The 25053-nt window shown below is 74.2% G+C and carries 20 protein-coding genes; 8 read left to right on the forward strand and 12 right to left on the reverse strand.

The features are described 5' to 3' along the window. Positions 1–56: 56 nt before the first annotated feature. Positions 57–617 carry an amino-acid N-acetyltransferase gene (locus GSF02_RS00945; protein ID WP_159792103.1) on the reverse strand — a complete coding sequence of 187 codons (561 nt, stop codon included), beginning with the start codon at positions 615–617 and terminating at the stop codon, positions 57–59. A 41-nt stretch (positions 618–658) separates the two neighbouring features. Next, entirely contained in the window at positions 659–1714 is a 1056-nt protein-coding gene (locus GSF02_RS00950; protein WP_159791810.1) for a sugar-binding transcriptional regulator, read from the reverse strand. 129 nt (positions 1715–1843) lie between these two features. On the opposite strand from GSF02_RS00950, the gene GSF02_RS00955 reads away from it, so the two are divergent. The 4 genes from GSF02_RS00955 to GSF02_RS00970 all read left to right on the forward strand — a co-directional run bounded on the left by GSF02_RS00955 (position 1844) and on the right by GSF02_RS00970 (position 7558). Next, on the forward strand, positions 1844–3589 hold the full coding sequence (locus GSF02_RS00955; RefSeq protein WP_159791812.1) for a glycerol-3-phosphate dehydrogenase/oxidase: 1746 nt from the start codon (positions 1844–1846) through the stop codon (positions 3587–3589). 61 nt (positions 3590–3650) lie between these two features. After that, complete coding sequence (locus GSF02_RS00960) at positions 3651–4397, forward strand: MIP/aquaporin family protein (protein ID WP_159791814.1); 747 nt, start codon at positions 3651–3653, stop codon at positions 4395–4397. 105 nt (positions 4398–4502) lie between these two features. Further along, entirely contained in the window at positions 4503–6017 is a 1515-nt protein-coding gene (gene glpK / locus GSF02_RS00965; RefSeq protein ID WP_159791816.1) for a glycerol kinase GlpK, read from the forward strand. A 233-nt stretch (positions 6018–6250) separates the two neighbouring features. Further along, the gene (locus GSF02_RS00970; RefSeq protein WP_235915278.1) at positions 6251–7558 is read left to right on the forward strand and encodes an alpha/beta fold hydrolase; all 1308 of its coding nucleotides are present in this window, start codon (positions 6251–6253) and stop codon (positions 7556–7558) included. Between the two features lie 85 nt (positions 7559–7643). Here the strand turns inward: GSF02_RS00970 and GSF02_RS00975 are convergent, their stop codons facing one another. Then, a complete protein-coding gene (locus tag GSF02_RS00975; protein WP_159791818.1) occupies positions 7644–7898 on the reverse strand; it encodes a hypothetical protein in 255 nt (84 codons plus the stop codon). Between the two features lie 16 nt (positions 7899–7914). Then, positions 7915–9603: a sodium:solute symporter family protein gene (locus GSF02_RS00980; RefSeq protein ID WP_235915279.1), complete on the reverse strand. Its 1689-nt coding sequence runs from the start codon at positions 9601–9603 to the stop codon at positions 7915–7917. A 330-nt stretch (positions 9604–9933) separates the two neighbouring features. Between GSF02_RS00980 and GSF02_RS00985 the strand changes: the two genes are divergently transcribed. Beyond that, on the forward strand, positions 9934–10719 hold the full coding sequence (locus GSF02_RS00985) for an ABC transporter ATP-binding protein (protein WP_159791822.1): 786 nt from the start codon (positions 9934–9936) through the stop codon (positions 10717–10719). Positions 10720–10785: 66 nt separating this feature from the next. Here GSF02_RS00985 and GSF02_RS00990 read toward each other — a convergent pair whose 3' ends face one another. Together GSF02_RS00990 and GSF02_RS00995 are read right to left on the reverse strand one after the other, a co-directional pair. Continuing rightward, positions 10786–12054 (reverse strand): hypothetical protein, encoded by a 1269-nt coding sequence (locus GSF02_RS00990; protein WP_159791824.1) that lies wholly within the window; start codon positions 12052–12054, stop codon positions 10786–10788. 136 nt (positions 12055–12190) lie between these two features. Further along, positions 12191–13750 carry a helix-turn-helix domain-containing protein gene (locus tag GSF02_RS00995; protein ID WP_159791826.1) on the reverse strand — a complete coding sequence of 520 codons (1560 nt, stop codon included), beginning with the start codon at positions 13748–13750 and terminating at the stop codon, positions 12191–12193. A 136-nt stretch (positions 13751–13886) separates the two neighbouring features. Here GSF02_RS00995 and GSF02_RS01000 point away from each other — a divergent pair, with 136 nt between their 5' ends. After that, positions 13887–15827 carry a phosphoenolpyruvate carboxykinase (GTP) gene (locus GSF02_RS01000; RefSeq protein WP_159791828.1) on the forward strand — a complete coding sequence of 647 codons (1941 nt, stop codon included), beginning with the start codon at positions 13887–13889 and terminating at the stop codon, positions 15825–15827. A gap of 120 nt (positions 15828–15947) precedes the next feature. Here GSF02_RS01000 and trpS read toward each other — a convergent pair whose 3' ends face one another. Continuing rightward, positions 15948–17066 carry a tryptophan--tRNA ligase gene (gene trpS, locus GSF02_RS01005; protein WP_159791830.1) on the reverse strand — a complete coding sequence of 373 codons (1119 nt, stop codon included), beginning with the start codon at positions 17064–17066 and terminating at the stop codon, positions 15948–15950. A 297-nt stretch (positions 17067–17363) separates the two neighbouring features. On the opposite strand from trpS, the gene GSF02_RS01010 reads away from it, so the two are divergent. Both GSF02_RS01010 and GSF02_RS01015 read left to right on the forward strand, forming a co-directional pair. Then, a complete protein-coding gene (locus GSF02_RS01010; RefSeq protein WP_159791832.1) occupies positions 17364–18410 on the forward strand; it encodes a DUF808 domain-containing protein in 1047 nt (348 codons plus the stop codon). Between the two features lie 122 nt (positions 18411–18532). Next, a complete protein-coding gene (locus GSF02_RS01015) occupies positions 18533–19024 on the forward strand; it encodes a tRNA (cytidine(34)-2'-O)-methyltransferase (protein ID WP_159792107.1) in 492 nt (163 codons plus the stop codon). A 180-nt stretch (positions 19025–19204) separates the two neighbouring features. Here the strand turns inward: GSF02_RS01015 and GSF02_RS01020 are convergent, their stop codons facing one another. The 5 genes from GSF02_RS01020 to GSF02_RS01040 form a co-directional block, all read right to left on the reverse strand. Beyond that, complete coding sequence (locus tag GSF02_RS01020) at positions 19205–19879, reverse strand: ThuA domain-containing protein (RefSeq protein WP_159791834.1); 675 nt, start codon at positions 19877–19879, stop codon at positions 19205–19207. Further along, positions 19879–21060 (reverse strand): PfkB family carbohydrate kinase, encoded by a 1182-nt coding sequence (locus GSF02_RS01025; protein ID WP_159791836.1) that lies wholly within the window; start codon positions 21058–21060, stop codon positions 19879–19881. The genes GSF02_RS01020 and GSF02_RS01025 overlap by 1 nt, the downstream gene beginning before the upstream one ends. Before the next feature lie 111 nt (positions 21061–21171). Beyond that, positions 21172–22233 carry an aldo/keto reductase gene (locus GSF02_RS01030; protein WP_159791838.1) on the reverse strand — a complete coding sequence of 354 codons (1062 nt, stop codon included), beginning with the start codon at positions 22231–22233 and terminating at the stop codon, positions 21172–21174. Between the two features lie 87 nt (positions 22234–22320). Further along, positions 22321–23751, reverse strand: coding sequence for an ethanolamine permease (eat, locus tag GSF02_RS01035; RefSeq protein ID WP_159791840.1), 1431 nt, complete (start codon positions 23749–23751; stop codon positions 22321–22323). Between the two features lie 48 nt (positions 23752–23799). Next, entirely contained in the window at positions 23800–24867 is a 1068-nt protein-coding gene (locus tag GSF02_RS01040; RefSeq protein WP_201308716.1) for a phosphotransferase enzyme family protein, read from the reverse strand. Between the last annotated feature and the right edge of the window lie 186 nt (positions 24868–25053).

A 25053-nucleotide genomic window follows, 5' to 3' on the forward strand; every position in this document is an offset into this window, starting at 1 on the left:
TCGGCGCTGCACGCGGGAAGAAGACCTCGCCGTGCCCCCTCGCGGGCCCGCCCGGCTCAGAGGGTGAGCAGCATCCGCGTGTTGCCGAGGGTGTTGGGCTTGACGCGGGCCAGGTCGAGGAACTCCGCGACGCCGTCGTCGTGCGAGCGCAGCAGCTCGGCGTAGACCTCGGGGTCCACCGGGGTGCCCTCGATCACCTCGAACCCGTGGCGCCGGAAGAACTCGACCTCGAAGGTCAGGCAGAACACGCGGGACAGGCCGAGGGCGCGCGCCCGCTCGAGCAGCGCCTCGACGATGGTGTGGCCCAGCCCGTGGCCGAGCCAGCCCGGGTGCACGGCCAGCGTGCGGATCTCGGCCAGGTCGTCCCACATGACGTGCAGCGCGCCGCAGCCGACGACGCCGCCGGGCCGGTCGCCGTCGGCCTCCGCCGCCTCCGCGACCTGCGGCGCCTCGGCCACGACGAACTCCTGGACCGCCTCGAAGTAGCCGACCATCTCCTTGGCCAGCAGGATCCGGCGCTCGGCGTACGGCTCGACCAGCGCCCGCACGGCGCGCACGTCGGCCGGCAGCGCCGGGCGCACGACGACGCCCCCGGGGCCGGACCACGTCGCGGTCAGGGCCAGGGGACGGGACGCGCTGCTGGGGTCGGGCACGGTCGTCACTGTACGTCCGCGGCCACGGGCCGCGAGGGCGTCGCCCGGTGGACGAGCGGCAGCCCCTCGGCCGCGACGACCTCGGAGCGCAGCGCCTCGGGCCGGCGGGCGCGCACGCCGCGCATGAGTCCCACGGCTGTGCGCTCGTCGATGACGAGGTCGGTCACGACGCCGGCCGCGAGCGCGGCGCGCAGCCCGGGCACCTTGTTGTCGCCGGCGACGGCGCACAGCCGGCGCGGGATGCGGCGCAGCTGGTGCGGCGCCGGGCCGGTGGCGCGCCGGTTGATGGGGATGTCGCGGTAGGTGCCGTCGGCGCGCACGAACACGGTGCACACGTCGCCGACCACGCCCTCGGCGTCGAGCACGGCCAGGTCCTCCGGCTCGAGGTAGCCGCCGGCGTACACGTGCGAGGGCAGCCCGCCGGTCAGCGCCCCGACGGAGAACAGCGCGATGTCGGCGCGCGCCTGCACGTCGAGCACGCGGCGGATCGACCGCTCGCGCCACATCGCGGCCTTGGTCTCGGCGTAGTCGAAGAAGGCCGGCACCGGGAAGTGGTGGACGTGGGCGTCGAACGCGGCGCCGAACCCGGCGATGAGGTCGCCGGCGTAGCTCACCCCGGAGGTGCGGGTGTTGGCGGCGCCGTTGAGCTGCACCACCTCGGAGCCCCGGGTGGGCTTGCGGGGCAGGTGCCGGGCGATCGAGGCCAGCGTGGTTCCCCAGGCGACGCCGAGCACCATCTCGGAGTCGAACCACCGCGTGAGCAGGCGGGCGGTGGCCATCGCCACCTGCTCGAGGCGGTCCTCGAGCGTGGCGGAGTCGGGCACGGGCACCACGTACGCGTCGATGCCGTACGTGGAGGCGATCTGCTGGCCCAGGCCGGGGGCGCGCGAGTGCGCCGGCCGCAGGGTGATCTCGACGATCCCCTCCTCCCGCGCGCGCTTGATCAGCCGCGACACCGTGGAGCGGGAGGTGCGCAGGTGCTTGGCGATGGCCTCCATCGTCAGGTCTTGCAGGTAGTACATGGTCGCCGCCATGACCACCTCGCGGTCGCGGTCGGGCATGCTCTCGCGCCTCCTGTCCGGGTCGTCCGCGGGTCGTGCGTCACACCGCCGTGCACGTTCGTGCACAGCGGTTGCGCGAACGTTCCAGGGATGTGACGTTAGCCCCGTCACCGCGAGGAAGGAAAACCGATGGCGTCCACCCGGCTCACGGCCGAATCGCGGGCCCAGGCACTGTCCGCGCTCGAGGCCTCCACGACGCCCAGCGGGGAGCTGGACGTCCTCGTCATCGGCGGCGGGGTCACCGGCGCCGGCATCGCGCTCGACGCCGTCACCCGCGGCCTGTCGACGGCCATCGTCGAGGCCCAGGACTGGGGCTCCGGCACGTCGAGCCGCAGCAGCAAGCTCGTGCACGGCGGCCTGCGCTACCTGCAGATGCTCGACTTCAACCTCGTGCACGAGGCGCTCACCGAGCGCGACCTGCTGCTGAAGGAGATCGCGCCGCACCTCGTGCGCCCCGTGCCGTTCCTCTACCCCCTGGAGCACCGCGTGTGGGAGCGCGCGTACGTGGGCGCCGGCATCGCGCTGTACGACACGCTCGCCGCGGTCGCGCCGGGCAAGCGCGCGATGCCCCTCCACCGGCACCTGACGCGCAAGCGCATGGAGCGCAAGTTCCCCGACCTGGCCCACGACGCCGCGATCGGCGCCGTGCAGTACTGGGACGCGTCGGTCGACGACGCCCGCCTGGTCGCCACCCTCGTGCGCACGGCCGCGGGCTACGGCGCGCACGCCGCCAGCCGCACCCAGGTGGTGGGGATGACTCAGACCTCCTCCGGCACGGTCAACGGCGCGGTCGTCGTCGACCTCGAGACCGGCCGCGAGATCACCGTGCGCGCCCGGCACGTCATCAACGCGACCGGCGTGTGGACCGAGCAGACCGAGGCGCTCGCGGGCTCCGAGGGCGGCCTGCGCGTGCTGGCCTCCAAGGGCATCCACATCGTGGTCCCGCGCGAGCGCATCCGCGGCGACGTGGGGCTGATCCTGCAGACCGAGAAGTCGGTGCTGTTCGTCATCCCGTGGTCGCGCTACTGGGTCATCGGCACGACCGACACCCCGTGGACCGAGGAGCTGGTGCACCCCGTGCCCACCGCCGCCGACATCGACTACGTGCTCGAGCACGCCAACGCGGTGCTCGCGCACCCGCTGACCCGCGAGGACGTCATCGGCACCTGGGCGGGACTGCGCCCCCTGCTGCAGCCTGGCACGAAGGAGGGCACGAGCTCGGCGAAGGTGAGCCGCGAGCACACCGTCGCCAGCCCGACGCCGGGCCTGTCGGTCATCGCCGGCGGCAAGCTCACCACCTACCGGGTCATGGCCAAGGACGCCGTGGACCACGCCATCGGCCAGCGCGCTGCAGCGCTGCCGTCGATCACCCAGGACATCCCGCTCGAGGGCGCGGTCGGCCTGCGGGCCGTGCGGCGCCAGGCGCGCACCTGGGCCAAGCGGTACGGGTGGACGCCGCCGATGGTGGACCACCTGCTGCACCGGTACGGCTCGAACCTGGCCGAGATCGTCGAGCTGTGCGAGGCCGACCCGTCGCTGGCCCGCCCGCTCGAGCACGCTCCCGCCTACCTGCGCGCGGAGATCCACTACGGGGTGTCCCACGAGGGCGCCCTCCACCTGGAGGACGTGCTGCTGCACCGCACGCGCCTCGTCTACGAGGTCCCGGACAGCGGCCTGGCGGCCCTGCCCGAGATCGCCGACGTCGTCGCTCCCCTGCTGGGCTGGGACGACGCCGCGCGCCAGGCCGAGCTCACGGCCTACCGTGACCGGGTGGCCGCCTACCAGGCGGCCTCCCTGGAGCCCGACGACGCGTCGGCCGCGCAGGCCCGCCTGCAGGCCGCGGACGTGGCGGGGATGGTCCCGCTGCAGCCGTAGCACCGTCGTCGGTGCGGACAACGACGTCCCGACAGCGCCTCAGAGAGGGAACTGAACCGACATGGATTCATCGCTGCTGACAGTCTTCTGGTCCGAGGTACTCGGGACCGGGCTGCTGATCCTCCTCGGCGCCGGTGTGGTCGCCAACGTCATCCTGCCGAAGAACAAGGGCTTCGGCCCGGACTGGCTCCTCATCAACTTCGGGTGGGGCCTGGCCGTGTTCATCGGCGTGTACGGGGCGTACCGCAGCGGCGCGCACCTCAACCCGGCCGTGACCGTGGGCCTGTGGGCCGCCGACCTCCCGTTCGCCGACAACGACGTCGTGGGCACGATCGAGCCGAACCTGCCCAACGCGCTGGTGTACTTCGCCGGCGAGTTCGTCGGTGCCTTCCTCGGCGCGGTCCTCGCCTACCTGGCGTACAAGCGGCACTTCGACCAGGACGCCGACCCGGGCACCAAGCTCGCCGTCTTCTCCACCGGCCCGGCCGTCCGCTCCTACGGCTGGAACCTCATCACCGAGATCATCGCCACGTTCGTGCTGGTCTTCTGGATCGTCATCCAGGGCGAGACGCCGACGATGATCGGCCCGCTGGCGGTGGCCCTCGTCGTGGTGGCCATCGGCGCCTCGCTCGGTGGTCCCACCGGCTACGCCATCAACCCTGCCCGTGACCTCGGCCCGCGCATCGCCCACGCCGTGCTGCCCATCCGCGGCAAGGGCAGCAGCGACTGGTCGTACTCCTGGGTCCCCGTGCTCGGCCCGCTCATCGGCGGCATCCTCGGCGGCCTGCTCGGCCGCGTCTACCTGTGACGGCCCGGGCGGGCACGTCGCCCTGGCGCGACCCGCCCGGTCCCACGCCGGCCCCGGCCGGCACCCCGTCCGCACGACAACGACGACGTGAAGGAAACTCCCACAATGGCTGACTACGTCCTCGCCATCGACCAGGGCACGACCAGCTCCCGTGCCATCGTCTTCGACCACTCCGGCCGGATCGTGTCCACGGGCCAGCTCGAGCACGACCAGATCTTCCCGCGGGCCGGCTGGGTCGAGCACAACCCGGAGCAGATCTGGAACAACGTCCGCGAGGCCGTGGGGCTGGCCCTGACCCGCGCGAACATCATCCACACCGACGTCGCCGCGGTCGGCATCACGAACCAGCGCGAGACCGCGGTGGTCTGGGACAAGACCACCGGCAAGCCCGTCTACAACGCGATCGTCTGGCAGGACACCCGCACCCAGGCGATCGTCGACGAGCTCGGCGGCGACACCGGCCCCGACAAGTACAAGGACGTCGTCGGCCTGCCGCTGGCCACCTACTTCTCCGGCCCGAAGATCAAGTGGATCCTCGACAACGTGGAGGGCGCCCGCGAGGCCGCGGAGCGGGGCGACCTGCTGTTCGGCAACACCGACTCCTGGGTGCTGTGGAACATGACCGGCGGACCCGACGGCGGCGTGCACGTCACCGACGTCACCAACGCCTCGCGCACCATGCTCATGGACCTCGATACCCTGTCCTGGCGCGAGGACATCGCGGCGGACATGGGCATCCCGATGTCGATGCTGCCGGAGATCCGCTCGTCGTCCGAGGTGTACGGCCACGGCCGGGAGCGCGGCATGGTGCCGGGCGTCCCGCTCGCGGGCATCCTCGGCGACCAGCAGGCCGCCACGTTCGGCCAGGCGTGCTTCGAGGTCGGCACCGCGAAGAACACCTACGGCACGGGCAACTTCATGCTGCTCAACACCGGCACGCAGAAGGTGCCGAGCAAGAACGGGCTGCTCACCACGGTCTGCTACAAGATCGGCGACGCCGCCCAGGTGTACGCGCTCGAGGGGTCGATCGCCGTCACCGGGTCGCTGGTGCAGTGGCTGCGCGACAACCTCGGCATGTTCGTCGACTCCCCGGACGTCGAGTGGCTGGCCCGCAAGGTCGAGGACAACGGCGGCGCGTACTTCGTGCCGGCGTTCTCCGGCCTGTTCGCGCCGTACTGGCGGCCGGACGCCCGCGGCGCGCTGGTGGGCCTGACCCGGTACGTCACCCGCAACCACATCGCCCGCGCGGCCCTCGAGGCCACGGCGTACCAGACCCGCGAGGTCATGGACGCCATGAAGGCCGACTCGGGCGTCGAGCTCACCGAGCTCAAGGTGGACGGCGGCATGGTGGCCAACGAGCTGCTCATGCAGTTCCAGGCCGACCAGCTCGGCGTCGACGTGGTGCGGCCCAAGGTCGCGGAGACGACGGCGCTCGGCGCCGCCTACGCCGCGGGCATCGCCGTCGGCTTCTGGGAGGGCGAGGGCGACGTCACGGCCAACTGGGCCGAGGACAAGCGGTGGTCGCCCGCCATGCCGGACCAGGAGCGCGACCGGCTGTACCGCAACTGGAAGAAGGCGGTGACGAAGACGTTCGACTGGGTGGACGAGGACGTGCAGTAGTTCTCGGCTCGGATCGAAACCTCGGTTCCGCCGCGCAGGGACCGACGTCGTGCGTGCGGCCGCGTTCGCGGCCGCAGGGCGGCCTCCACTTCGGGAGGGATACGGCCGCTCGCACGACGTCGGTCCCTGCGCTCTGTTCGTCGGCTGCCCGTGGGTGCTCGGTCGGTGACCTCGCTCACCACGTCGTGGAGGGGCGGGGGCGGGGCCGGGGGCGGGATCGCTAGGGTCTTCGCGTGAGCAGCTCCGTGACCTCCGAGGTCTCCTACACCCTGCCCGGCGTCCACGTCACCGACCGCACCGTGCAGGTGCCGCTCGACTGGGCGCGGCCCGACGACGGGCGCACGATCAGCGTCTTCGCCCGCGAGTGCGTGGCACCGCACCGCCGGCACGAGGACCTGCCGCTGCTCGTGTTCCTCCAGGGCGGCCCGGGCGGCAAGGGCCCGCGCCCCGTGGGCCCCGACGGCTGGCTGGGCACCGCCCTGGAGCGGTTCCGCGTCGTGCTGCTCGACCAGCGCGGCACCGGCCGCTCGAGCGCCGTGCGCGCCGGGGCGCTGCAGCGCCTCGGTGACGCCGCCGCGCAGGCCGAGCACCTGAGCCACTTCCGGGCGGACTCGATCGTGCGCGACGCCGAGCACCTGCGCACCACCGTGTACGGCGGGCGGCGCTGGTCGACGCTGGGCCAGTCCTACGGCGGCTTCATCACGCTGACCTACCTGTCGCTCGCCCCGGAAGGCCTCGCGGCGTCGTACGTCACGGGCGGCCTCGCGGGCCTCACGGCGAGCGCCACCGACGTGTACGCGCGCACCCAGCCGCGCGTGGCCGCCAAGAACGCCGTCTACCGCGAGCGCTACCCGCACGACGTCCCGACGATCGCCCGGGTGGCCGACCGCCTCGCCGCCGGCGACGTCGTGCTGCCGAACGGCGACCCGCTCACCGTCGAGCGGTTCCAGTCGCTCGGCATGGCGTTCGGGATGGCGCCAGGCTTCGAGCGCGTGCACTGGATCGTCGACGAGGCGTTCGACGCCGGCTCCGACGAGCTGACCGACACCTTCCTCGCCGAGGTGCAGGCGGCGACGTCGTTCGCCACCAACCCGCTGTACGCGGTCATGCACGAGTCGATCTACGCGCAGTCGGGCACCGGCGCGACGGCGTGGGCCGCGCAGCGGGTCAGGGACGCCGACCCGGCGTTCGCGCCGTCGGCCCGCCCGCTGCTGCTCACCGGCGAGATGATCTACCCCTGGATGTTCGAGCAGGCCGAGCTGCGCGGGTTCCGCGCCGCGGCCGAGGCGCTGGCCGCCCGCGAGGACTGGGGCGACCTGTACGACGTCGACCGGCTGGCCGCGAACGAGGTGCCGGTCGAGGCGGCGGTGTACTTCGACGACATGTACGTCGACGCCGGCCTCTCGCTCGACACCGCGGCGCGCGTCGGCAATGTCCGGGCGTGGGTGACCAACGAGCACGAGCACGACGGGCTGCGGCTGGGGAACGTGCTCGCCCGGCTGCTCGAGCGGATGGACGCGCGCGGCGGCGCCCCGGCCTGACCGACGACGCCGGACGCCGACGGCGCCGGACCCTGGCGGGTGCGGCGCCGTCGGCGTCGTGCTGGTACTGGCCCTGGGCGCGGGCTCAGCGCTCGTCGCGCTCCGGTTCGCCGTCGGTCACGGCCGCCGCGAGCGGCCGCAGCCGCGCCCACAGGAAGAACAGCGCCGCGACCACGACCATGGCCACGCCGGTCCACAGGTTGGCGTGCACCCCGCCGGTCTTGTCGAGCTCGGGGCCCCACGTGAGCGCGACCACCAGCAGGTAGACGCCGATGATGCCGACGGCGGCACCGATGAAGTTGCGGATGTCGAAGCCACCCGCGCGCTTGCCAGCAGACATGTCCGGCTCCTTCCGGTCAGGCGAAGATCACGCTGAGGGCGACGGTCATCACGGCGGCCAGCCCGGCCAGCGGCACCGGCCGCTTGTACCAGGCGGGGTGCGCCTCGTCGTCGGACAGCCGGTCCTTCGGCGTCAGCGAGTACACGAAGCCCACCAGCTCGGAGTCGGGCTTGGGTCGCGAGAACCGCGTGACGACCACCGAGACCAGGATGTCGACGACGAAGGCGGTGGAGGCGGCGAGGAACGCGGCGCCCTGGCCGGGCAGGTCGAACACGCCGGTCTCGTTGAGCACGAACACGATCACGGCCGCGACGGTGCCGCTGGCCAGGCCGGACCAGCCGGCCGCCGGGGTCATCCGCTTCCAGAACATGCCGAGGATGAACGTGGCGAACAGCGGCGCGTTGAAGAACCCGAACAGCGTCTGCAGGTAGTCCATGAGGTTGTCGAAGCCGCCGGCGATCAGGGCGGTGAAGATCGCGACGACGGTGGCGATCACCGTGGCGACGCGGCCCATGCGCAGGTAGTACGCGTCGTCGCGGTCCTTCTTCACGTACCGCTGCCAGATGTCGTAGGTGAACACCGTGTTGAACGCCGAGACGTTGGCGGCCATGCCGGCCATGAACGCGGCCAGCAGGCCGGTGATCGCCAGCCCGAGCAGGCCGTTGGGCAGCACGTCGCGCATGAGGTAGAGCAGGGCCTGGTTCCACGTCACGTCGCTGCCGGCCGGGCCGCCGCCCGCCTTGTACTCGACGATCTCCGGCACCAGCACCGCGGCGATCATGCCCGGCACGATCACGATGAACGGGATGAACATCTTGGGGAACGAGCCGATGATCGGCGTCAGGCGGGCCGAGCGGATGGAGTCCGACGCCATGGCGCGCTGGACCTCGACGAAGTTCGTGGTCCAGTAGCCGAACGAGGTGACGAAGCCGAGGCCGAACACGATGCCGACGACGCTGAGCCACGGGCTCGGCAGGCCGGACAGCGCCTCGCCGGGCCACGTGGACAGCTGCTCGGCGCCGCCGGGCGATGCGGTGACGCGCTCGACGAGGCCGTCCCAGCCGCCCACGCGGTGCAGGCCGATGAGCGTCAGCGGCAGCAGGGCTGCCACGATGACGAAGAACTGCAGCACCTCGTTGTAGATGGCCGCCGACAGCCCGCCCAGGGTGATGTAGGACAGCACGATCGCCGCGGCGATGATGAGCGTCACCCACATGGGCCAGCCGAGCATCGCGTTGACGACGGAGCCGAGCAGGTACAGGTTGATGCCCGCGATGAGCAGCTGCGCCAGCGCGAACGAGACCGAGTTGACCAGGTGGGCGCCCACGCCGAAGCGCTTGAGCATGAACTCGGGGACCGAGCGGACCTTGGAGCCGTAGTAGAACGGCATCATCACCAGGCCGAGGAACAGCATGGCCGGGATGGCGCCGATCCAGAAGTAGTGCGCCGTCGGCATGCCGAGCTGGGCGCCCGTGGCGGACATGCCCATGATCTCGACGGCGCCGAGGTTGGCGGAGATGAACGCCAGGCCCGTCACCCAGGCGGGCAGCGAGCGGCCCGAGGTCAGGAACTCCACGGCGTTGCGCGCGCGCTTGCGCACCAGGACGCCCACGCCGAGCACGAAGGCGAAGTAGATCGCCAGCGGGACGTAATCGATCCAGGCAGCGTCGATGATCGTGCTGCCCGCGGTTTCAGCGGTGACCACGGTGGCCCGCTCCTTCTTCTCGTCGGCCGGGCCGTCGGCGGCCGCGAGGACGGGACCGCCTCCGCGGGGGCGCCGGCACCCCGGGGCCCAGTCCCTCCGGGGCCGCCCAGGACCATAAGGACGCGCCCTCCGCCGGCGCATGTCGACAGGCGCCTCTCCGGGCGGAATGTGAGCGATAACACGCCCGGGGCAACCGTTCTCGGTGCCGGTCCGTGCGGCGCGACCGCGCCGTACGGGAACCCGGGCGGGCTACCGTTCGTCGGACAGTCGCCGGAGCCGACGGTCGCCGCGCCACCCCACCACGGACAGCGAAGCACGGAGAGCGAACCCATGAGCACCAACGCCGCCACCCCGATCCTGCGCGCCGAGGAGCTGGTCGCCGGCTACGGCGGCCCCGCCGTCCTGCGCGGGGTGAGCCTCGAGCTCGCGCCGGGCGGCGCGCCCGTCGGCGTGCTCGGCGAGTCGGGCGCCGGGAAGTCGACGCTGGTGCAGGCGCTGCTCGGGCAGGTGCGCCCCACCTCCGGGCACGTGACCTTCGAGGGGCGCACCGTGTCGCGGCTCGGCCGACGGGACAAGCGCCGCTTCCGCGGCGCCGTGCGCACCGTCGCCCAGCAGGGGCTCGACGTCGACCTGCGCTGGACCGTCGAGCGCGCCCTCGCGGCGGCGCTCGCCGACGCCCGCAAGGCGGGCCGCACCGGCGGGCGCGACGGCGCCGACCTGCTCGACGACGTCGCGCTCGAGCCGCGGTTCGCCACCCGCACCGTGCAGTCCCTGTCCGGCGGGGAGCGTCAGCGCCTCGCCCTGGCGCTCGCGCTGGCCACTCGCCCGGACGTGCTGCTGCTCGACGAGCCGCTGACCGCCGTCGACCCCGGCATGCGCGGCGAGATCGCCCGCAGGCTCACCGAGACCACCCGCGCGGACGGCACCGCCGTGCTGCTGGTCTCGCACGACGTCGAGCTCGTCGGCCGCCTGTGCCCCACCGTGCACGTCCTGGCCGACGGCGTCTTCGTGGCCTCCGGGGCGCTCGGCGACGTGCTGTCCGTGGCGGACGGTGCGCACCCCGCCGTCCGCGGGCTCGCCGAGGCCGCGCCGCTCGCCGCCCAGCGCTTCCGCTGAGCCGCCGCCACGACGAGCGGGGCGCACGACCCGTGGTCGCGCGCCCCGCGTCGTGGGTGGTGAGCGTCAGTCGAGCGCGGGAACCAGCTCCGGGCGCTCGACCACGTGGCCGTCCTGCCGCGTCACGACGTCGTCCGCGTCGCCGGCCGCCGACATCCGCAGCGTGTCCGTGCGCGTCCAGGTGCCGCAGCCGGCCGCGCGGAAGCCCTCGTCGCCCGGCTCGATCGCCCACGTGATGCGCGTCCCCGCGTCCGCGAGGTCGTTCGCGATGACGCTGTCGAGGTCACCGTCGAAGGCGCTGAGCGACTCCACGTAGCAGAGGTCGTCCGCCGGCACCGTGGCCTGGTAGGTCCCTGGCGCGATGTCGATGCCCACACGGTAGAAGCCGTCCCGGATCGGCGAGACGAGTCGCGGGGCGTCGTCGGCGCTGACCTTCGTCCAGGTGCCGCACCCGTCGGTCTCGACCCACGGGACGGAGGCGGTGATGTCCCAGTACAAGGTCTCGCCCGGGAGGGCGACGTCGTTGGCGACGATGTCCTCGCCCCGCGCGTCCCGGGCGGAGGCCCAGTAGCACAGCCAGCTGTCCGCCGGCACCCGCGCCTTGTACCGGCCGGGCGCGACCTCGGTCCCGACGCGGTAGGTGCCGTCGCCCTTGATGGTCGCAGCGCCGCCGCTGCTGGGCGTCGGGCCCTGCACCCGGCGGACGCCCAGGGTGTCCTTGCGGTCACCGTTCCAGTCGCCCACCAGCACGGTGTCGCCCGGCTTGCCGTACGTGAACACCGTGTCGGCCTTGCCGCCCCGGGTGCCGTTGGTGAGGTAGTACGTGGCCGCGCGGCGCACCGCGAGAGTGTCCTTGCGGTCACCGTTCCAGTCGCCCACCAGCACGGTGTCGCCCGGCTTGCCGTACGTGAACACCGTGTCGGCCTTGCCGCCCCGGGTGCCGTTGGTGAGGTAGTACGTGGCCGCGCGGCGCACCGCGAGAGTGTCCTTGCGGTCACCGTTCCAGTCGCCCACCAGCACGGTGTCGCCCGGCTTGCCGTACGTGAACACCGTGCTCGCGGCGCCCCCGGTGGCCTGGTTCGTCAGGTAGTAGGTGGCGCCGCGGCGCACCGCGAGGGTGTCCTTGCCGTCGCCGTCCCAGTCGCCGATGAGCGTCACGTCGTCCGAGCGGCCGTAGGCGAACGTGACGTCCGCAGGGCCGCCCTTGGTGCCGTTGCTGAGGTAGTACCACTTGCCCAGGTTGTCCGCGGCCTGGGCGGCCGGGGCGACCAGCGCACCCGTCGTCGCGAGCACTGCTGCTGCGGCGAGGGTCGCGACGGTGCGACGCAGAGTCATCTCGTTCCCCCTTGTAGGAATGCTCGGTCGAGCAGGGGAAACGTAGCGTGCGCGCACCCCTCCGCCGGGCCACCGGAGCGAATATCACCCGGCGGCCGCGCGCCGACGTCCTGCCGCGCGCTCGCTGGGGCTCGCCTCAGCCCTGCTCGGCGCCCTGCTCGGCGCCCTGCTCGGCGCCCTGCTCGGCGCGCGGGGCGTGCCGCTCGAGGAACGCGAACACCTCGGTGTCGTCGACGCCCGGGAAGGCGCCGCGGGGCAGCGCGGCGAGCACCTGCTGGTGCATGCGCGCGCTCGGCCACGAGCCGGCCGCCCAGCGCTCCGCGAGGCTCGCCGGCGGGAGCTGGCAGCACGCCGGGTCGGGGCAGCGGGAGGCCTGCCGCACCTGCGTGTCGCGCCCGCGGAACCACTTGGCGTGCGCGAACGGCACGCCCACCGTGATGGAGAACGCCCCGGCGCCGAAGCCGGCCGACGTGCCGGCGCTGTCGGTGCCCCGGGTGCCCGTCTGCACGGAGTCCCAGTACGTGCCGTTCGGTGTGTCCGTGTACTGGTAGAACTCCGTGGCCCGGTCGCGGCGCGCGAACGCCTCGCGCGCCGCCCAGCGCCGGCACACGAGCTGGCCCTCGATGGCGCCGGTGACGTCCTGGGGCAGCGGCAGGCCGTCGTTGGCGTAGCCGCGGAAGAGCGCGCCGTCGTCGCCCACCCGCAGGAAGTGCAGCGGGATGCCGAGGTGCTCGGTGGCGAGGTTGGTCAACCGCATCGCCGCGGCCTCGTGCGTGAGGCCGAACGTGTCGCGGAAGTCCTCGACCGCCAGGTCCTTCTCCCGCTTGCGGGCCTGGAGGAACGTCACCGCCGCCGAGCGCGGCGCCAGGCAGGCGGCGGCGAAGTAGGTGATCTCCACGCGCTGACGCAGGAACTCCGCGTACGAGCGCGGCCGCTCGTGCTCCAGCACCCGGTGGGCGATCGCCTGCAGCGCGAGCGAGCGCAGCCCGTGGCCGCCGGGGATCGAGGCCTGCGGCAGGTAGATCCGCCCGTTCCTCAGGTCGGTGACCGTGCGCGCCGACCGCGGCAGGTCCGTGACGTGCAGGATGGTGAACCCGAGCGACTCGGCCAGGCGCGCCACCGTGCGGTGGGTGACCGCCCCGCCGCCGGCGTACCCGGCGCGACCGATGAGGTCCTCGGCCAGGTCCTCGATCTCGCCGTAGTAGTTGCCTCGCGCCTGGCGCTCGAGGCGCAGCTCCGTGTTCGCCCGGCGCGCCTCCTCCGGCGTGGCGATCGCCTCCTCCGCGCGGCGGGCGATCTCCCGGTGCAGCCCGACGAGCTGCTCGAGCACCGGCAGGGGCAGCCGCTGGCTCGGCTTCACCGCCGGGAGGCCCAGCTCGGCGAACAGGCGGCCGCGCTGGGCGCGCTCCAGCGCGATCTCCAGCTCGGCGCGGCGGTCCGGCGCCTCGTCGGCGAGCAGGTCGCCCACCCGGACGCCGAGGGCGTCGGCGAGGTCGCGCAGCAGCGACAGCCGCGGCTCGCGCCGGCCGTTCTCCACGAGCGACAGCAGGCTCGGGGCGCTGCCCACCCGCTCCCCCAGCGCGTCCAGCGTCAGGCCGCGGGCGGTGCGCAGGTGGCGGATGCGGCGGCCCAGCATCAGCAGGTCCGGTCCCGCGCCGTCGCCGGCGGGCCGGTCGGTCGTCGTCCTCGGCGCCATGGATTCACGCTACGTCAAGAATGGCGAATCTTCACGGCCGTAGCAGTGGAAATCGGTGCTCGCGGGCGCCGAGAGTGGAAGGGAGCCCGCGAGGCGTGCCACGCACCTCGCCCGAGACCGCTCCGGAGGCCCCACCATGTCGTTCCGACCGCTCCCCCACCGCACGCGCCTGGTCGCCGAGCTCGTCGGTGACGTCACCGACCTCGCCGGCACCGGGGCACCCGCGGGGCTGCCGGCCGGCGGCGGCGACGTGCGCGCCTGGGTCGCCGAGGTGGCCGCGCTGACCGAGCCCGACCGCGTCGTGTGGTGCGACGGCTCCGCGGCCGAGAAGCAGCGCCTGCTCGACGAGATGGTCGCCGCCGGCACGCTGGTCAAGCTGGACGAGGCCAAGCGGCCGGGCTCGTACCTCGCCCGGTCGAACCCGTCCGACGTCGCCCGCGTCGAGTCGCGCACGTTCATCTGCTCGCGCCGCGAGGAGGACGCCGGGCCCACCAACAACTGGCGGGCGCCCGCCGGCATGCGCGTCGAGCTGCGCGACGTGTTCGCCGGCGCGATGCGCGGCCGCACGATGTACGTGGTCCCGTTCTCCATGGGGCCGGTCGGCGGGCCGATCTCCCAGGTCGGCGTCGAGATCACCGACTCGCCGTACGTCGTGGTGTCGATGCACGTGATGACCCGGGTGTCGCCGCGGGTGCTCGACCTCGTCGACGCCGGGCAGCAGTGGGTGCCGGCGGTGCACTCGGTCGGCGCACCGCTGGTCGACGACGACGGGCGCCGGAGCGCCGACGTGCCGTGGCCGTGCAACGACACGAAGTACATCGCCCACTTCCCCGAGTCGCGGGAGATCTGGTCCTACGGCTCGGGCTACGGCGGCAACGCGCTGCTGGGCAAGAAGTGCTTCGCCCTGCGCATCGCCTCGGCCATGGCCCGCGACGAGGGCTGGCTCGCCGAGCACATGCTGCTCATCAAGGTCACCTCGCCGCAGGGGCGCACGTACCACCTGGCGGCAGCCTTCCCCAGCGCCTGCGGCAAGACCAACCTCGCGATGCTGCAGCCCACGATCCCGGGCTGGCGGGTCGAGACGCTCGGCGACGACATCGTGTGGATGCGCCCGGGCCCCGACGGCCGGCTGCGCGCCATCAACCCCGAGGCCGGCTTCTTCGGCGTCGCGCCGGGCACGGGCGTCGAGACGAACCCGACCGCCGTCGCGACGCTGGCCCGCGACGTCATCTTCACCAACGTGGCACTCACCGACGACGGCGACGTGTGGTGGGAGGGCCTGACGCCCGAGCCGCCGGCGCACCTGGTCGACTGGACCGGGCGGGACTGGACGCCTGCCGACGGCGAGGCGGGCCGCCCGGCCGCCCACCCGAACTCCCGGTTCACCGTGGCCGCGGCGCAGTGCCCGACCATCGCCGCCGACTGGGAGGACCCGGCGGGCGTGCCGGTCGACGCGATCGTCTTCGGCGGCCGCCGGGCGTCCAACGTGCCGCTCGTCGTCCAGGCCACCGGGTGGGACCACGGGGTGTTCCTCGGCGCGACCATCAGCTCCGAGCGCACGGCCGCTGCCGAGGGCGCGCTCGGTGAGCTGCGCCGCGACCCGTTCGCGATGCTGCCGTTCTGCGGCTACAACATGGCCGACCACTGGGCCCACTGGCTGGAGGTCGGCGACGGGCTCGACGCCGCCGCCCGCCCGCAGGTGTTCCAGGTCAACTGGTTCCGCCGCGGTGCCGACGGCCGGTTCCTGTGGCCCGGGTTCGGCGAGAACTCCCGCGTGGTGGCCTGGATCGTGGACCGGCTCGAGGCCGCGCGGGGGCTGCGCGGCGACGCCTCGGCCGACGGCGGCGCCGTCTCCTCGCCCGTGGGCCTGCTCCCCGCCCCGGGCGCCCTCGACGTCGACGGCCTCGACCTGCCGGCCGAGGACCTCGCCGCGCTGCTCGACGTGCCGGCCGGGCCGTGGCTGGCCGAGGCGGACCTGACCGAGGAGTTCTTCGACACCTTCGGCGACCGGGTCCCGGCCCGGCTGCGCGAGCAGCTCGCCGCGCTGCGCGCCCGGCTCGAGGCCGCGGGCGGCTGAGCCGGCGCTGCCCGGCTCGGCCGGGCGAAGCCCCCGACCCGCGAGCGTCGGGGGCCGTCGCGGACCCGAGGCATGTCCGCGACGGCCCCGACGCTCGCGTCGCTCGCCCACGCGCTGAGGTCAGTACGCCGTGCCCATGAGGCCGCGGACGTCGGCGAGCGTGGCGTCCGCGATCGCGTTGGCGCGGGCGTTGCCCCGCGCCAGCACCTCGCCGACGACGGCGGGCCCCGCGGCGACGAGCTCGTGCCGCCGGGCCCGCAGCGGCCGCAGGCCCTCGACGACGGCGTCGGTGACGAGCTGCTTGAGCCGCCCCGCCCCGGCGGCACCGACCTGCTCCGCGAGCGCCTGCGGCGTCGTCGCGGCGAAGTGCGCGCCGATCTCCAGCAGGTTCGCGACCTCCGGACGCCGCTCGGGCTCGTAGGTGATGTGGCGCTCGGCGTCGGTGCGGGCGCGGCGGAAGAACCGGGCGGTCTCGTCCTCGTCGGCGCGCAGCTCGAGCGCGTTGCCGCGCGACTTCGACATCTTGCGGCCGTCGTCGCCGAGCACCGTGGGCGACGGCGCCAGCAGCGCCTCCGGCTCGGGGAAGTACGGCCGCGCCGCGCTGTAGCGCTGGTTGAACCGGCGGGCGACGGTGCGGGTGACCTCCAGGTGCGGCAGCTGGTCCAGGCCCACCGGCACGAGGTTGCCGTGGCAGAAGAGGATGTCGCACGCCTGGTGCACCGGGTAGGTGAACAGCAGGCCGGACATCCCGCGCCCCTGGCGGCGCTCGGCGTCGAGCGCCTCGGCCTTCACCGTGGGGTTGCGCTCCAGCTCGGCGACCGTCACGAGCGACAGGAACGGGAGCATGAGCTGGTTGAGCGCCGGCACGGCCGAGTGCGTGAGCACCGTGGTGCGGTCGGGGTCGATGCCGGCGGCGAGCTGGTCCAGGAGGACGTCGCGCACCGCGGCCGGCAGGTCGCCGGCGTCGTCGCGGTCGGTGATGACCTGGTAGTCCGCGACGACCAGGAACAGCTCGACGCCGAGGCGCTGCAGGCGAACGCGGTTGGCCACGGTCGCCAGGTAGTGGCCGAGGTGCAGCGCGCCGGTGGGACGGTCGCCGGTCAGGACGCGGAAGCGCGACGGGTCGCGCGCGATCTCGGCCTCGAGCTCCGCGCTGCGGGCCTGGGCGGCGAGCGCCGACGGCGTGGTGGCGGCGCCGGTGGTCGCGGCGCCGGTGGTGGTGCTGGTCGTGGTGGTCATGGGGCTCCCCTTCGGACGGGAGCCGCCGACGCGCCGGGGACCACGGACGGCGCGGGTCCCGGGCTGCGGCGGCAGCTCGGGACTCGGCTCGTCAGGCGCGGCGGGTCAGGGCTGCGGAGGCAGCCACCACCAGGACGCGCGCGTGAGCATGGGCCGAGCATACGACCGCTCGCACGGAACGGGCGGCGCACACCTCCTCTAGGCTTCCGGCATGGCACCTTCTCGCGTCCCGGCGCCCCCCGCGGGGTCCGTCACGCCCCGCGGCACGAGCGAGCTCTCGACGACGGGGGCTGCCCGGTGAGCGCCGGCCTGCTCGGCCTGCTCGACGACGTCGCCGCCCTCGCCAAGCTGGCGGCCGCCTCGATCGACGACGTCGGCGCCGCCGCCGGGCGCGCCACCGCCAAGGCCGCGGGCGTCGTCGTCGACGACACCGCGGTGACGCCGCAGTACGTGCAGGGCGTCAGCCCGGCGCGGGAGCTGCCGATCGTCAAGAAGATCGCGATCGGCTCCATCCGCAACAAGCTGCTGATCATCCTGCCGGTGGCCCTGGTCCTCAGCCAGTGGGCCGAGTGGCTGCTGACGCCGATCCTCATGCTCGGCGGCACCTACCTCGCCTTCGAGGGCGCGGAGAAGATCTGGGGGCGCCTGCGCGGGCACGACGACCACGCCGCTCCCGCGGCCGAGGTCGGCCCGGACGCCGAGAAGACGGTGATCTCCAGCGCCGTGCGCACCGACCTCATCCTGTCGGCCGAGATCATGGTGATCGCGCTCAACGAGGTCGCCGAGCAGGGCTTCTGGTCCCGCCTGGCGATCCTCGCGGTGGTGGCGGTCGTCATCACCGTGGCTGTGTACGGCGTGGTCGGGCTGCTGGTGAAGATGGACGACATGGGCCTGACGCTCTCGCGACGCCGGTCGCCCGCCGCCCAGCGGTTCGGGCGCGGGCTCGTCAGCGCCATGCCGCGCGTGATGGCGGTGATCTCCGTCGTCGGCACGGTGGCCATGCTGTGGGTCGGCGGCCACATCCTGCTGACCGGCGCCGACGAGCTCGGCCTGCACGCGCCGTACGAGGCCGTGCACCACGTCGAGGAGAGCATCCACCACGCGGTCGCCGGCGTCGGCGGCGTGCTCGCCTGGCTGTTCAACACGCTGTGCTCGGCCGTGGTCGGCGTCGTCGTCGGCGCGGTCGTGGTGGCCGTGATGCACGTGCTGCCGTTCGGTCGCAGGGGTCACGGCGAGGGCCACGGCGAGGGTCATGGCGAGGGTCACGACGGGGGTCACGACGGGCAGGCCGCCGCGGCGCCGGCGCCGCGGCACGACGCCGCGGGCGAGGCCTCGGGGCGCTGAGCAGCCGCCGCGCGCGGCCCGGCGCGGGCCGCCGGGCTGACGGCCACCCTCCTCGCGGTGGGACAATCGCCGTCGTGCCGACCGACCCGCAGAGCTCACGACCGCCCGCCGCCAACCCGCACGTGACGGCGCCGCCCGCGCCGCCGTCGGCGTTCGCGCACGTCGTGTACTTCGAGCCGCGGATCGCCGGGAACACGGGCTCGGCGATCCGGCTGGCCGCCGTGACCGGCGCCCGCCTGCACCTGGTGGAGCCGCTGGGGTTCGACCTCGAGGAGTCCAAGCTGCGCCGCGCCGGCCTGGACTACCACGACCTGGCGGTGATGGACGTGCACCCCGACTTCGACGCCGCGCTGGCGGCGCTGCCCGGCGCGCGGGTGTTCGCGTTCACCGCGCACGCGGACACGGTGTACACCGACGTCGCGTACCGGCCCGGGGACGTGCTGCTGTTCGGGCCCGAGCCGACCGGCCTGCCCGAGGAGGTCATGGCCCACCCGCGGGTCACCGACCGGGTGCGCATCCCGATGCTGGCCGGGCGCCGGTCGCTCAACCTCACCAACGCCGCCTCGATCGTCACCTACGAGGCGTGGCGACAGCAGGGGTTCCCGGGCGCCTGACGCACCCTCCCGCCGCCGTCCCGCTCCGCCGGGTTGTCAGAACCAGCGCTTGTCAGAACCAGCGCGGGCTATAGCGCGCCCTCGTACTGACACGCCGCCGGGCCACCCGGGCTGTCAGAACCAGCGCAGGCTATTGCGCGCCCTCGTTCTGACAGCTCGGGGAGGCGGGCCGCGGGACGCTCAGGGGGCCAGCAGCCAGGACGCCGCGCGCAGCAGCAGCTCCTGGTGGCCCGGGGCGTCGTAGGAGCGCGCGTCGTGGCCCAGGCCCGAGTAGACGGTGCGCCCGCCGTGCGCCTCGTGGACCCACAGCGCGGGGTGCCGGGCGCCGTCGTCGTCGCGCACCCAGCCCAGCACCTGGGCCGAGGGCGCCACGCGCAGCCCGCAGTACCGCTCGTCGAACGCCTCGACGCGGCCGAGCCCCTCGGTGACGGGGTGGGCGCCGACCGCGAGCTCGAGCACGGCGTCCCCGATCGGCGGGTGCCCCGAGACGCCCTCGACCCACCGGCCGCCGAGCACCGCCTCGAACCCCGGCTCGAAGGTGTTGGCGGACTGGTGGACGGCGAGCAGCCGGCCGCCCGCGCCTGCCCACGCCGCCAGCCCGGCGTGGAACGGCGCCCAGTCGGCGTCGGCGTCGATCCCCGCCTCGCGGTAGCCGGGCTGGGACGTGCCAGCGTTCACCACCAGCAGGTCGACGGCGTCCAGGTCGGCGAGGGCCTGCGGGAACGTCGACCGCACCTCGACGTCGAGGCCCGGCAGCGCGGCGAGCACGAGGGCGAGCCGGTGCGACGTGGCGGCGTGGTCGTGCCAGGGGTCCTCGTACCGGCCGCGGCCGGCGAGGACGAGGGCGCGGGGCATCAGGGCTCCTCGGTCTCGGGAAGGGGGTCGACGGCGGCCAGCCAGGAACGCGGTCCCACGTGCTGCACACGCTGCGAGCCGACCCCGGCGGCGACCTCGACCGCGTCGGTGAGCCGCCGGCCCGACGCCAGTGCCGCGGTCAGCGCGCCGTGGAACGCGTCGCCCGCCCCGAGGGTGTCGACGGCGGCGACGCCGGAGACCTGGGTCGTCTGCCCGTAGGGGCTGCCGTCGGGGAACGTGAACGCGGTCGTCTCGAGGTCCACCGGACCCGGCCCGTGCGTGACGACGGCGGCGCGGGCCCCGAGCGCGAGGACGGCCGCCACCGTGCGCCGGCCGGGCGAGGGCGGCGCGACGCCGGGCTCCGCCGCGGCGGAGGCGGTGAGCGGCGACGGCCCGAGGAGACCGAGCCCGGGCGCGACGCGGGCGGGCAGCGCCTCGCCGGGGATCGCGAAGTCCGCCGAGCACGCCGCGACGTCAGCGGCGGGGAGCAGCTCGGCGAACAGCGGGCGCCACCGCCCGCAGTCGAGCACGACGAACGGGCGTCCGGCCGCGCCCGGCACGGCGCCCGCCGCGGCCCCCGCGGCCGGCCCGGCGTCTGCCGCGCTCGCGGCGAGATCCTGGGCGTCGGTGACGTCGGGCAGGTCCTCGGGCGGGAACCGCCGCGGCGTGGTGCCCAGCGCGTCGAGGTGCGCCAGCACCGCGCGCGCGATCGCCGGGTGGTGCCCGTCGAGCAGCACGGCGTCGGGCCGCGGCAGCGCGGCCAGCGCCTCGGGCGTCGGCGCGGGCGCGGCGGCCAGGGCGGCGTCGGCCGAGACGACGGACCGCTCCCCCGTCGCCTCGTCCACGAGCACGGCCGAGACGGCGAGCGGGAACGCCGCGGCGTCCTCGGCGGGCGGCCCGGCGTCACCGGCCGCGACCGGGCCGGCGACGACGTCGAGCACCTCGACGCCGTGCGCCTCGAGGTCGGCGCGAGCCGCCGTCGCGACGGGCCCGGTGCCGAGCGCGGTGACCAGCACGGCCCGCACGCCGAGCGCGGCCGCGGTGACCGCGGCGTTGGCGGCGGGGCCGCCCGCGGCCACGTCCTGCCGGCTCGCGGTGATCTTGCGGTTGCGCCCGGGCGGCGCGGCGGCCCGGTGCACGACGTCGAGCGTCGTCAGCCCGACGAACCAGCAGACGCCCACGCGACCTCCCTCCACGTCGTGGGTACAGGGGTTGTGGGTGCAGGACACGCCGGGCGATCCGCGGATCGCCCGGCGTGTCCTGTACCCACGACGATCAGCTGTCCTCGACGGTCAGCGGCCGGTGCCGTCCACGGCGTGCGGCTCGATCGCCGCGAGCTCGTCGTCGCTCAGCGGCGGCGCGCTCAGCGCGGCGACGTTGTCCTCGAGCTGGGCCACGCTCGAGGCGCCGACGAGCGCCGAGGTCACGCGGGCGTCGCGCAGCACCCAGGACAGCGCGAGCTGGGCGAGCGACTGGCCGCGCCCGGCGGCGACCTCGTTGAGCGCCCGGGCGCGCTCCAGGTAGGTCTCCGAGAGGTTCGACGACGACAGGAACGGCGAGTCCGGCCGCGCGGCGCGCGAGCCCTCCGGCGCGGCGCCCGACAGGTACCGGTCGGTGAGCAGCCCCTGCTGCAGCGGCGAGAACACGATCATGCCCACGCCCACCTCGCCGGCGACGTCGAGCAGCGACTCGGTCTGCGGCCCGTCGTAGGCGTCGTCGCGCTCCGCGATCTCGACGTGCCGGTTGAACATCGAGTAGCTGGGCTGGTGCAGCACGAGCGGGGTGCCCAGGTCGGCGAGGATCCGGGCGGCCTCGCGGGTGCGCGCCGGCGAGTAGTTGGAGACGCCGACGTAGCGCGCCTTGCCCGCGGCCACGGCCGACGCGAGCGCGCCCATCGTCTCCTCCAGCGGCGTGTCCGGGTCTGGCCGGTGGTGGTAGAAGACGTCGACGTGGTCGAGCCCCATCCGGGCCAGCGACTGGTCGAGCGAGTCGAGCAGGTACTTGCGCGAGCCGTGGTCGCCGTACGGGCCGGGCCACATGTCGTAGCCGGCCTTGGTGGAGATCACCAGCTCGTCGCGGTACGGGCGCAGGTCCTTGGCCATGAGGCGGCCGAAGTTCTCCTCCGCCGAGCCGTAGGGCGGGCCGTAGTTGTTGGCGAGGTCGAAGTGGGTGACGCCGAGGTCGAAGGCGCGGCGCACGACGTCGCGCTGGGTGGCGAACGGCGTCGTGTCGCCGAAGTTGTGCCACAGGCCGAGCGACAGCGCGGGCAGGTGCAGGCCGGAGCGGCCCACCCGGCGGTAGGGCATGGCGTCGTAGCGGCCGTCGTCGGCGACGTACCGGGGTGCGAGAGGCATGGGCCCATCCTGCCCCGTCCCGGGCCGGCACGGGCCGCAGCGCGCCAGCCGCGGCGCGCTGCGGCCCGGGTGCCGGCCGGCCCGGCGTCAGCGCAGCGCCGACTCCGCGGCGGCGAGCTGGTCGAACTCCTCCTCCGGCGCGTTGGCGACGAGGCGGTGGCGGCTCCAGAACCAGAAGTAGGCCAGGGAGGCGGCGAAGATCGCCGCCGTGACGCCGGCCGCCAACGGGTCGACGACGAACGTCGCGACCACGGCGACCAGCGACAGCACGAGCGCCAAGCCCGTGGTGACCACGCCGCCCGGGGTGCGGTAGGCGCGGGGCATCTCCGGCTCGCGCACCCGCAGGACGATGTGCGACAGGTTCAGCAGGACGTAGGAGACCGCCGCCCCGAACACCGCGATGTTGATGAGCTGGTCGCCGTCCTGGATGGTCGCGGCCAGCACGAAGCCGACGGCGCCGGGGACCACGAGCGCCCAGGTGGGCGTCTTGCGCGCGCTGGTCACGGACAGCCAGCGCGGCAGGTAGCCGGCGCGCGAGAGCGCGAACAGCTGGCGCGAGTATGCGTAGACGATCGAGAAGAACGAGGCGACCAGGCCGGCCAGGCCCGCGTAGTTGACGAAGGTGGCCAGGCCGGGCTGTCCGACGGCGGCGAGCGCGTCCGGCAGCGGGCTGCCGGAGTCCGCCATCGCGGCGGACCCGGCCCCGCCGGGGGCGAGCAGGAGCACGGTGAGCCCGGTGACCACCAGCACGCCCATCCCGGCGATGATCCCGCGGGGCAGGTCGCGGCGCGGGTCGGAGGCCTCCTCGGCGGCCAGCGGCACGCCCTCGATGGCGAGGAAGAACCAGATGCCGAACACCAGCGCCGCCACGGCCCCGGACCAGCCGAACGGCAGGAACGTGCTGGCGCCGGCGGCCTGCGTCGGCACGATGTCGAAGAGGTTGTCGACGTCGAAGCTGCCCACCATCCCGGCCGCGAACACCACGAGCGCGACCACGGCGACGGCGCTGATGGCGAACATCGCCTTGAGGGCCTCGCCCACGCCGACCAGGTGGATGCCGATGAAGATCGCGAAGCAGGCGAGATAGACCGGCCAGCTGCTGGTGAGCCCGAACAGGCCGAGCGACTCCACGTAGCCGCCGATGAAGACCGCGATCGCGGCGGGCGCGATCGCGTACTCGATGAGGATCGCCATGCCGGTGGCGAAGCCGCCGAGGCGGCCCAGCGCCCGGCGGGCGAACCCGTACCCGGCGCCGGCCGTGGGCAGCGCGGAGGACATCTCCGCCAAGCCGAACACCATGCACGCGTACATCACGCCCATGGCCACGAACGCGATGAGCAGGCCGCCCCAGCCGCCCTGGGCGAGGCCCAGGTTCCAGCCGGAGAAGTCGCCCGAGATGACGTAGGAGACGCCGAGGCCGGCGAGCAGCACCCAGCCGGCGGCGCCGCGGCGCAGGGAGCGTTCCGCGAAGTAGGTGGCGTCGGCGGTGGCGGCCGAGGCGCGGTCGATGACGGTCATGGCTGGTCCTTCCGGGGCGGTGCTGGGGGACGGGAGCGGCGGGACGGCTCAGTCGAGGAGCCAGGTGGGCGAGGCGAGGAACCGGCGGGCGACGTCGAGGGTGCCGGGCAGCTGGGCCGCGTGGAGCCCTGGCGGCAGCGCGTCGGGCCGGTGGTTGGTGGTCCAGCCGAGCATCGTCAGGCGCCGCAGCATCGACAGGGCGCTGGCGTGGCGCACGTCGTCGGAGTCGAGCGGCGCGACCTCCCCGTACCCGGCCATCCAGGCCCGGGCCATGGCCGGGGCGTACGGCTCGTGCTCGACGAAGGACAGCGCGGCGGCGTAGTCGTACAGGTAGTAGCCGAACCCGCAGTCGTCGAAGTCGATGACCGTCAGCCGGTCGCCGTCGGCGAGGATGTTCGACGGGCGCAGGTCGGCGTGGATGAGCCCCCAGCCGCGCTCGTCGCGATCGAGGTCGGCCAGCAGGGCGACGGCGCGCTCCTGGGCGCGGACGAGCAGCGCGGTGTCGGCCGGGTCCGTGACCGCGTCCTCCCACCGGCCCCACCGGCACGTCGGGCCGACCATGTCCTCGATCGCCCAGGTGAACCGGGTGAAGCCGGGCGGCGGCGTCCACCGGCGCGCGTGCTCGTGGAACAGCGCGCTCCAGCGGCCGATGACGCGGTAGTACGACGCCGGGTCGGGCAGGTCCTCGAGCACCCGGCCCGGCACGTACCGCGTGCTCACGCAGGCCCAGGTGTTGCCCCGGGTGTCCTTGACGACGGCGGCGTACGCCCCGCGCTGGGTGGGCACCGGGAGGATGAGGTTGACCTCGTCCAGCTCGTGCAGGGCGCTGAGCCACGCGATCTCGGAGCTGATCGCCTCCGGGCCCCCGACGTAGCCGGGCTGGCTCACCCGCACGACGCCGACGGGGTCCCCGTCGACGTCCAGCCGGAACGTCGCGTTCTCGGAGACCGTGATCAGCGGCATGTCGACGCGCATCGGGTCCAGGCCCCAGGCGGCGCACACGCCGCGGTGCAGCCAGTACGGCGCCGGCGCGCCCTTGGCGAGCGCGTCGAACGCGGCGAGCGAGACGGGCTCCCCCGCGGCGGGGTGCGCGGGCTGCGTCATGGTGTCGGTCATGTCTTCCCTCGCAGTCAGCGGGTCCGCCGGGGCGGACGGTGGCGCACGAGGGGAGCGGGCGGCTCGTCGGAACCCTCGCGCCCCGGCCCGCCCCGCGGCAAGGGCCGGGGCCCCCGCGCAACCGAGGTTTTACGTGGCCCGCGCGCCGTGACCGACCGTTTACGTGGCGCCCCGCGCCGTTACCGG

Source organism: Puerhibacterium puerhi, assembly GCF_009846865.1.
Taxonomy (GTDB): Bacteria; Actinomycetota; Actinomycetes; order Actinomycetales; family Cellulomonadaceae; genus Puerhibacterium; species Puerhibacterium puerhi.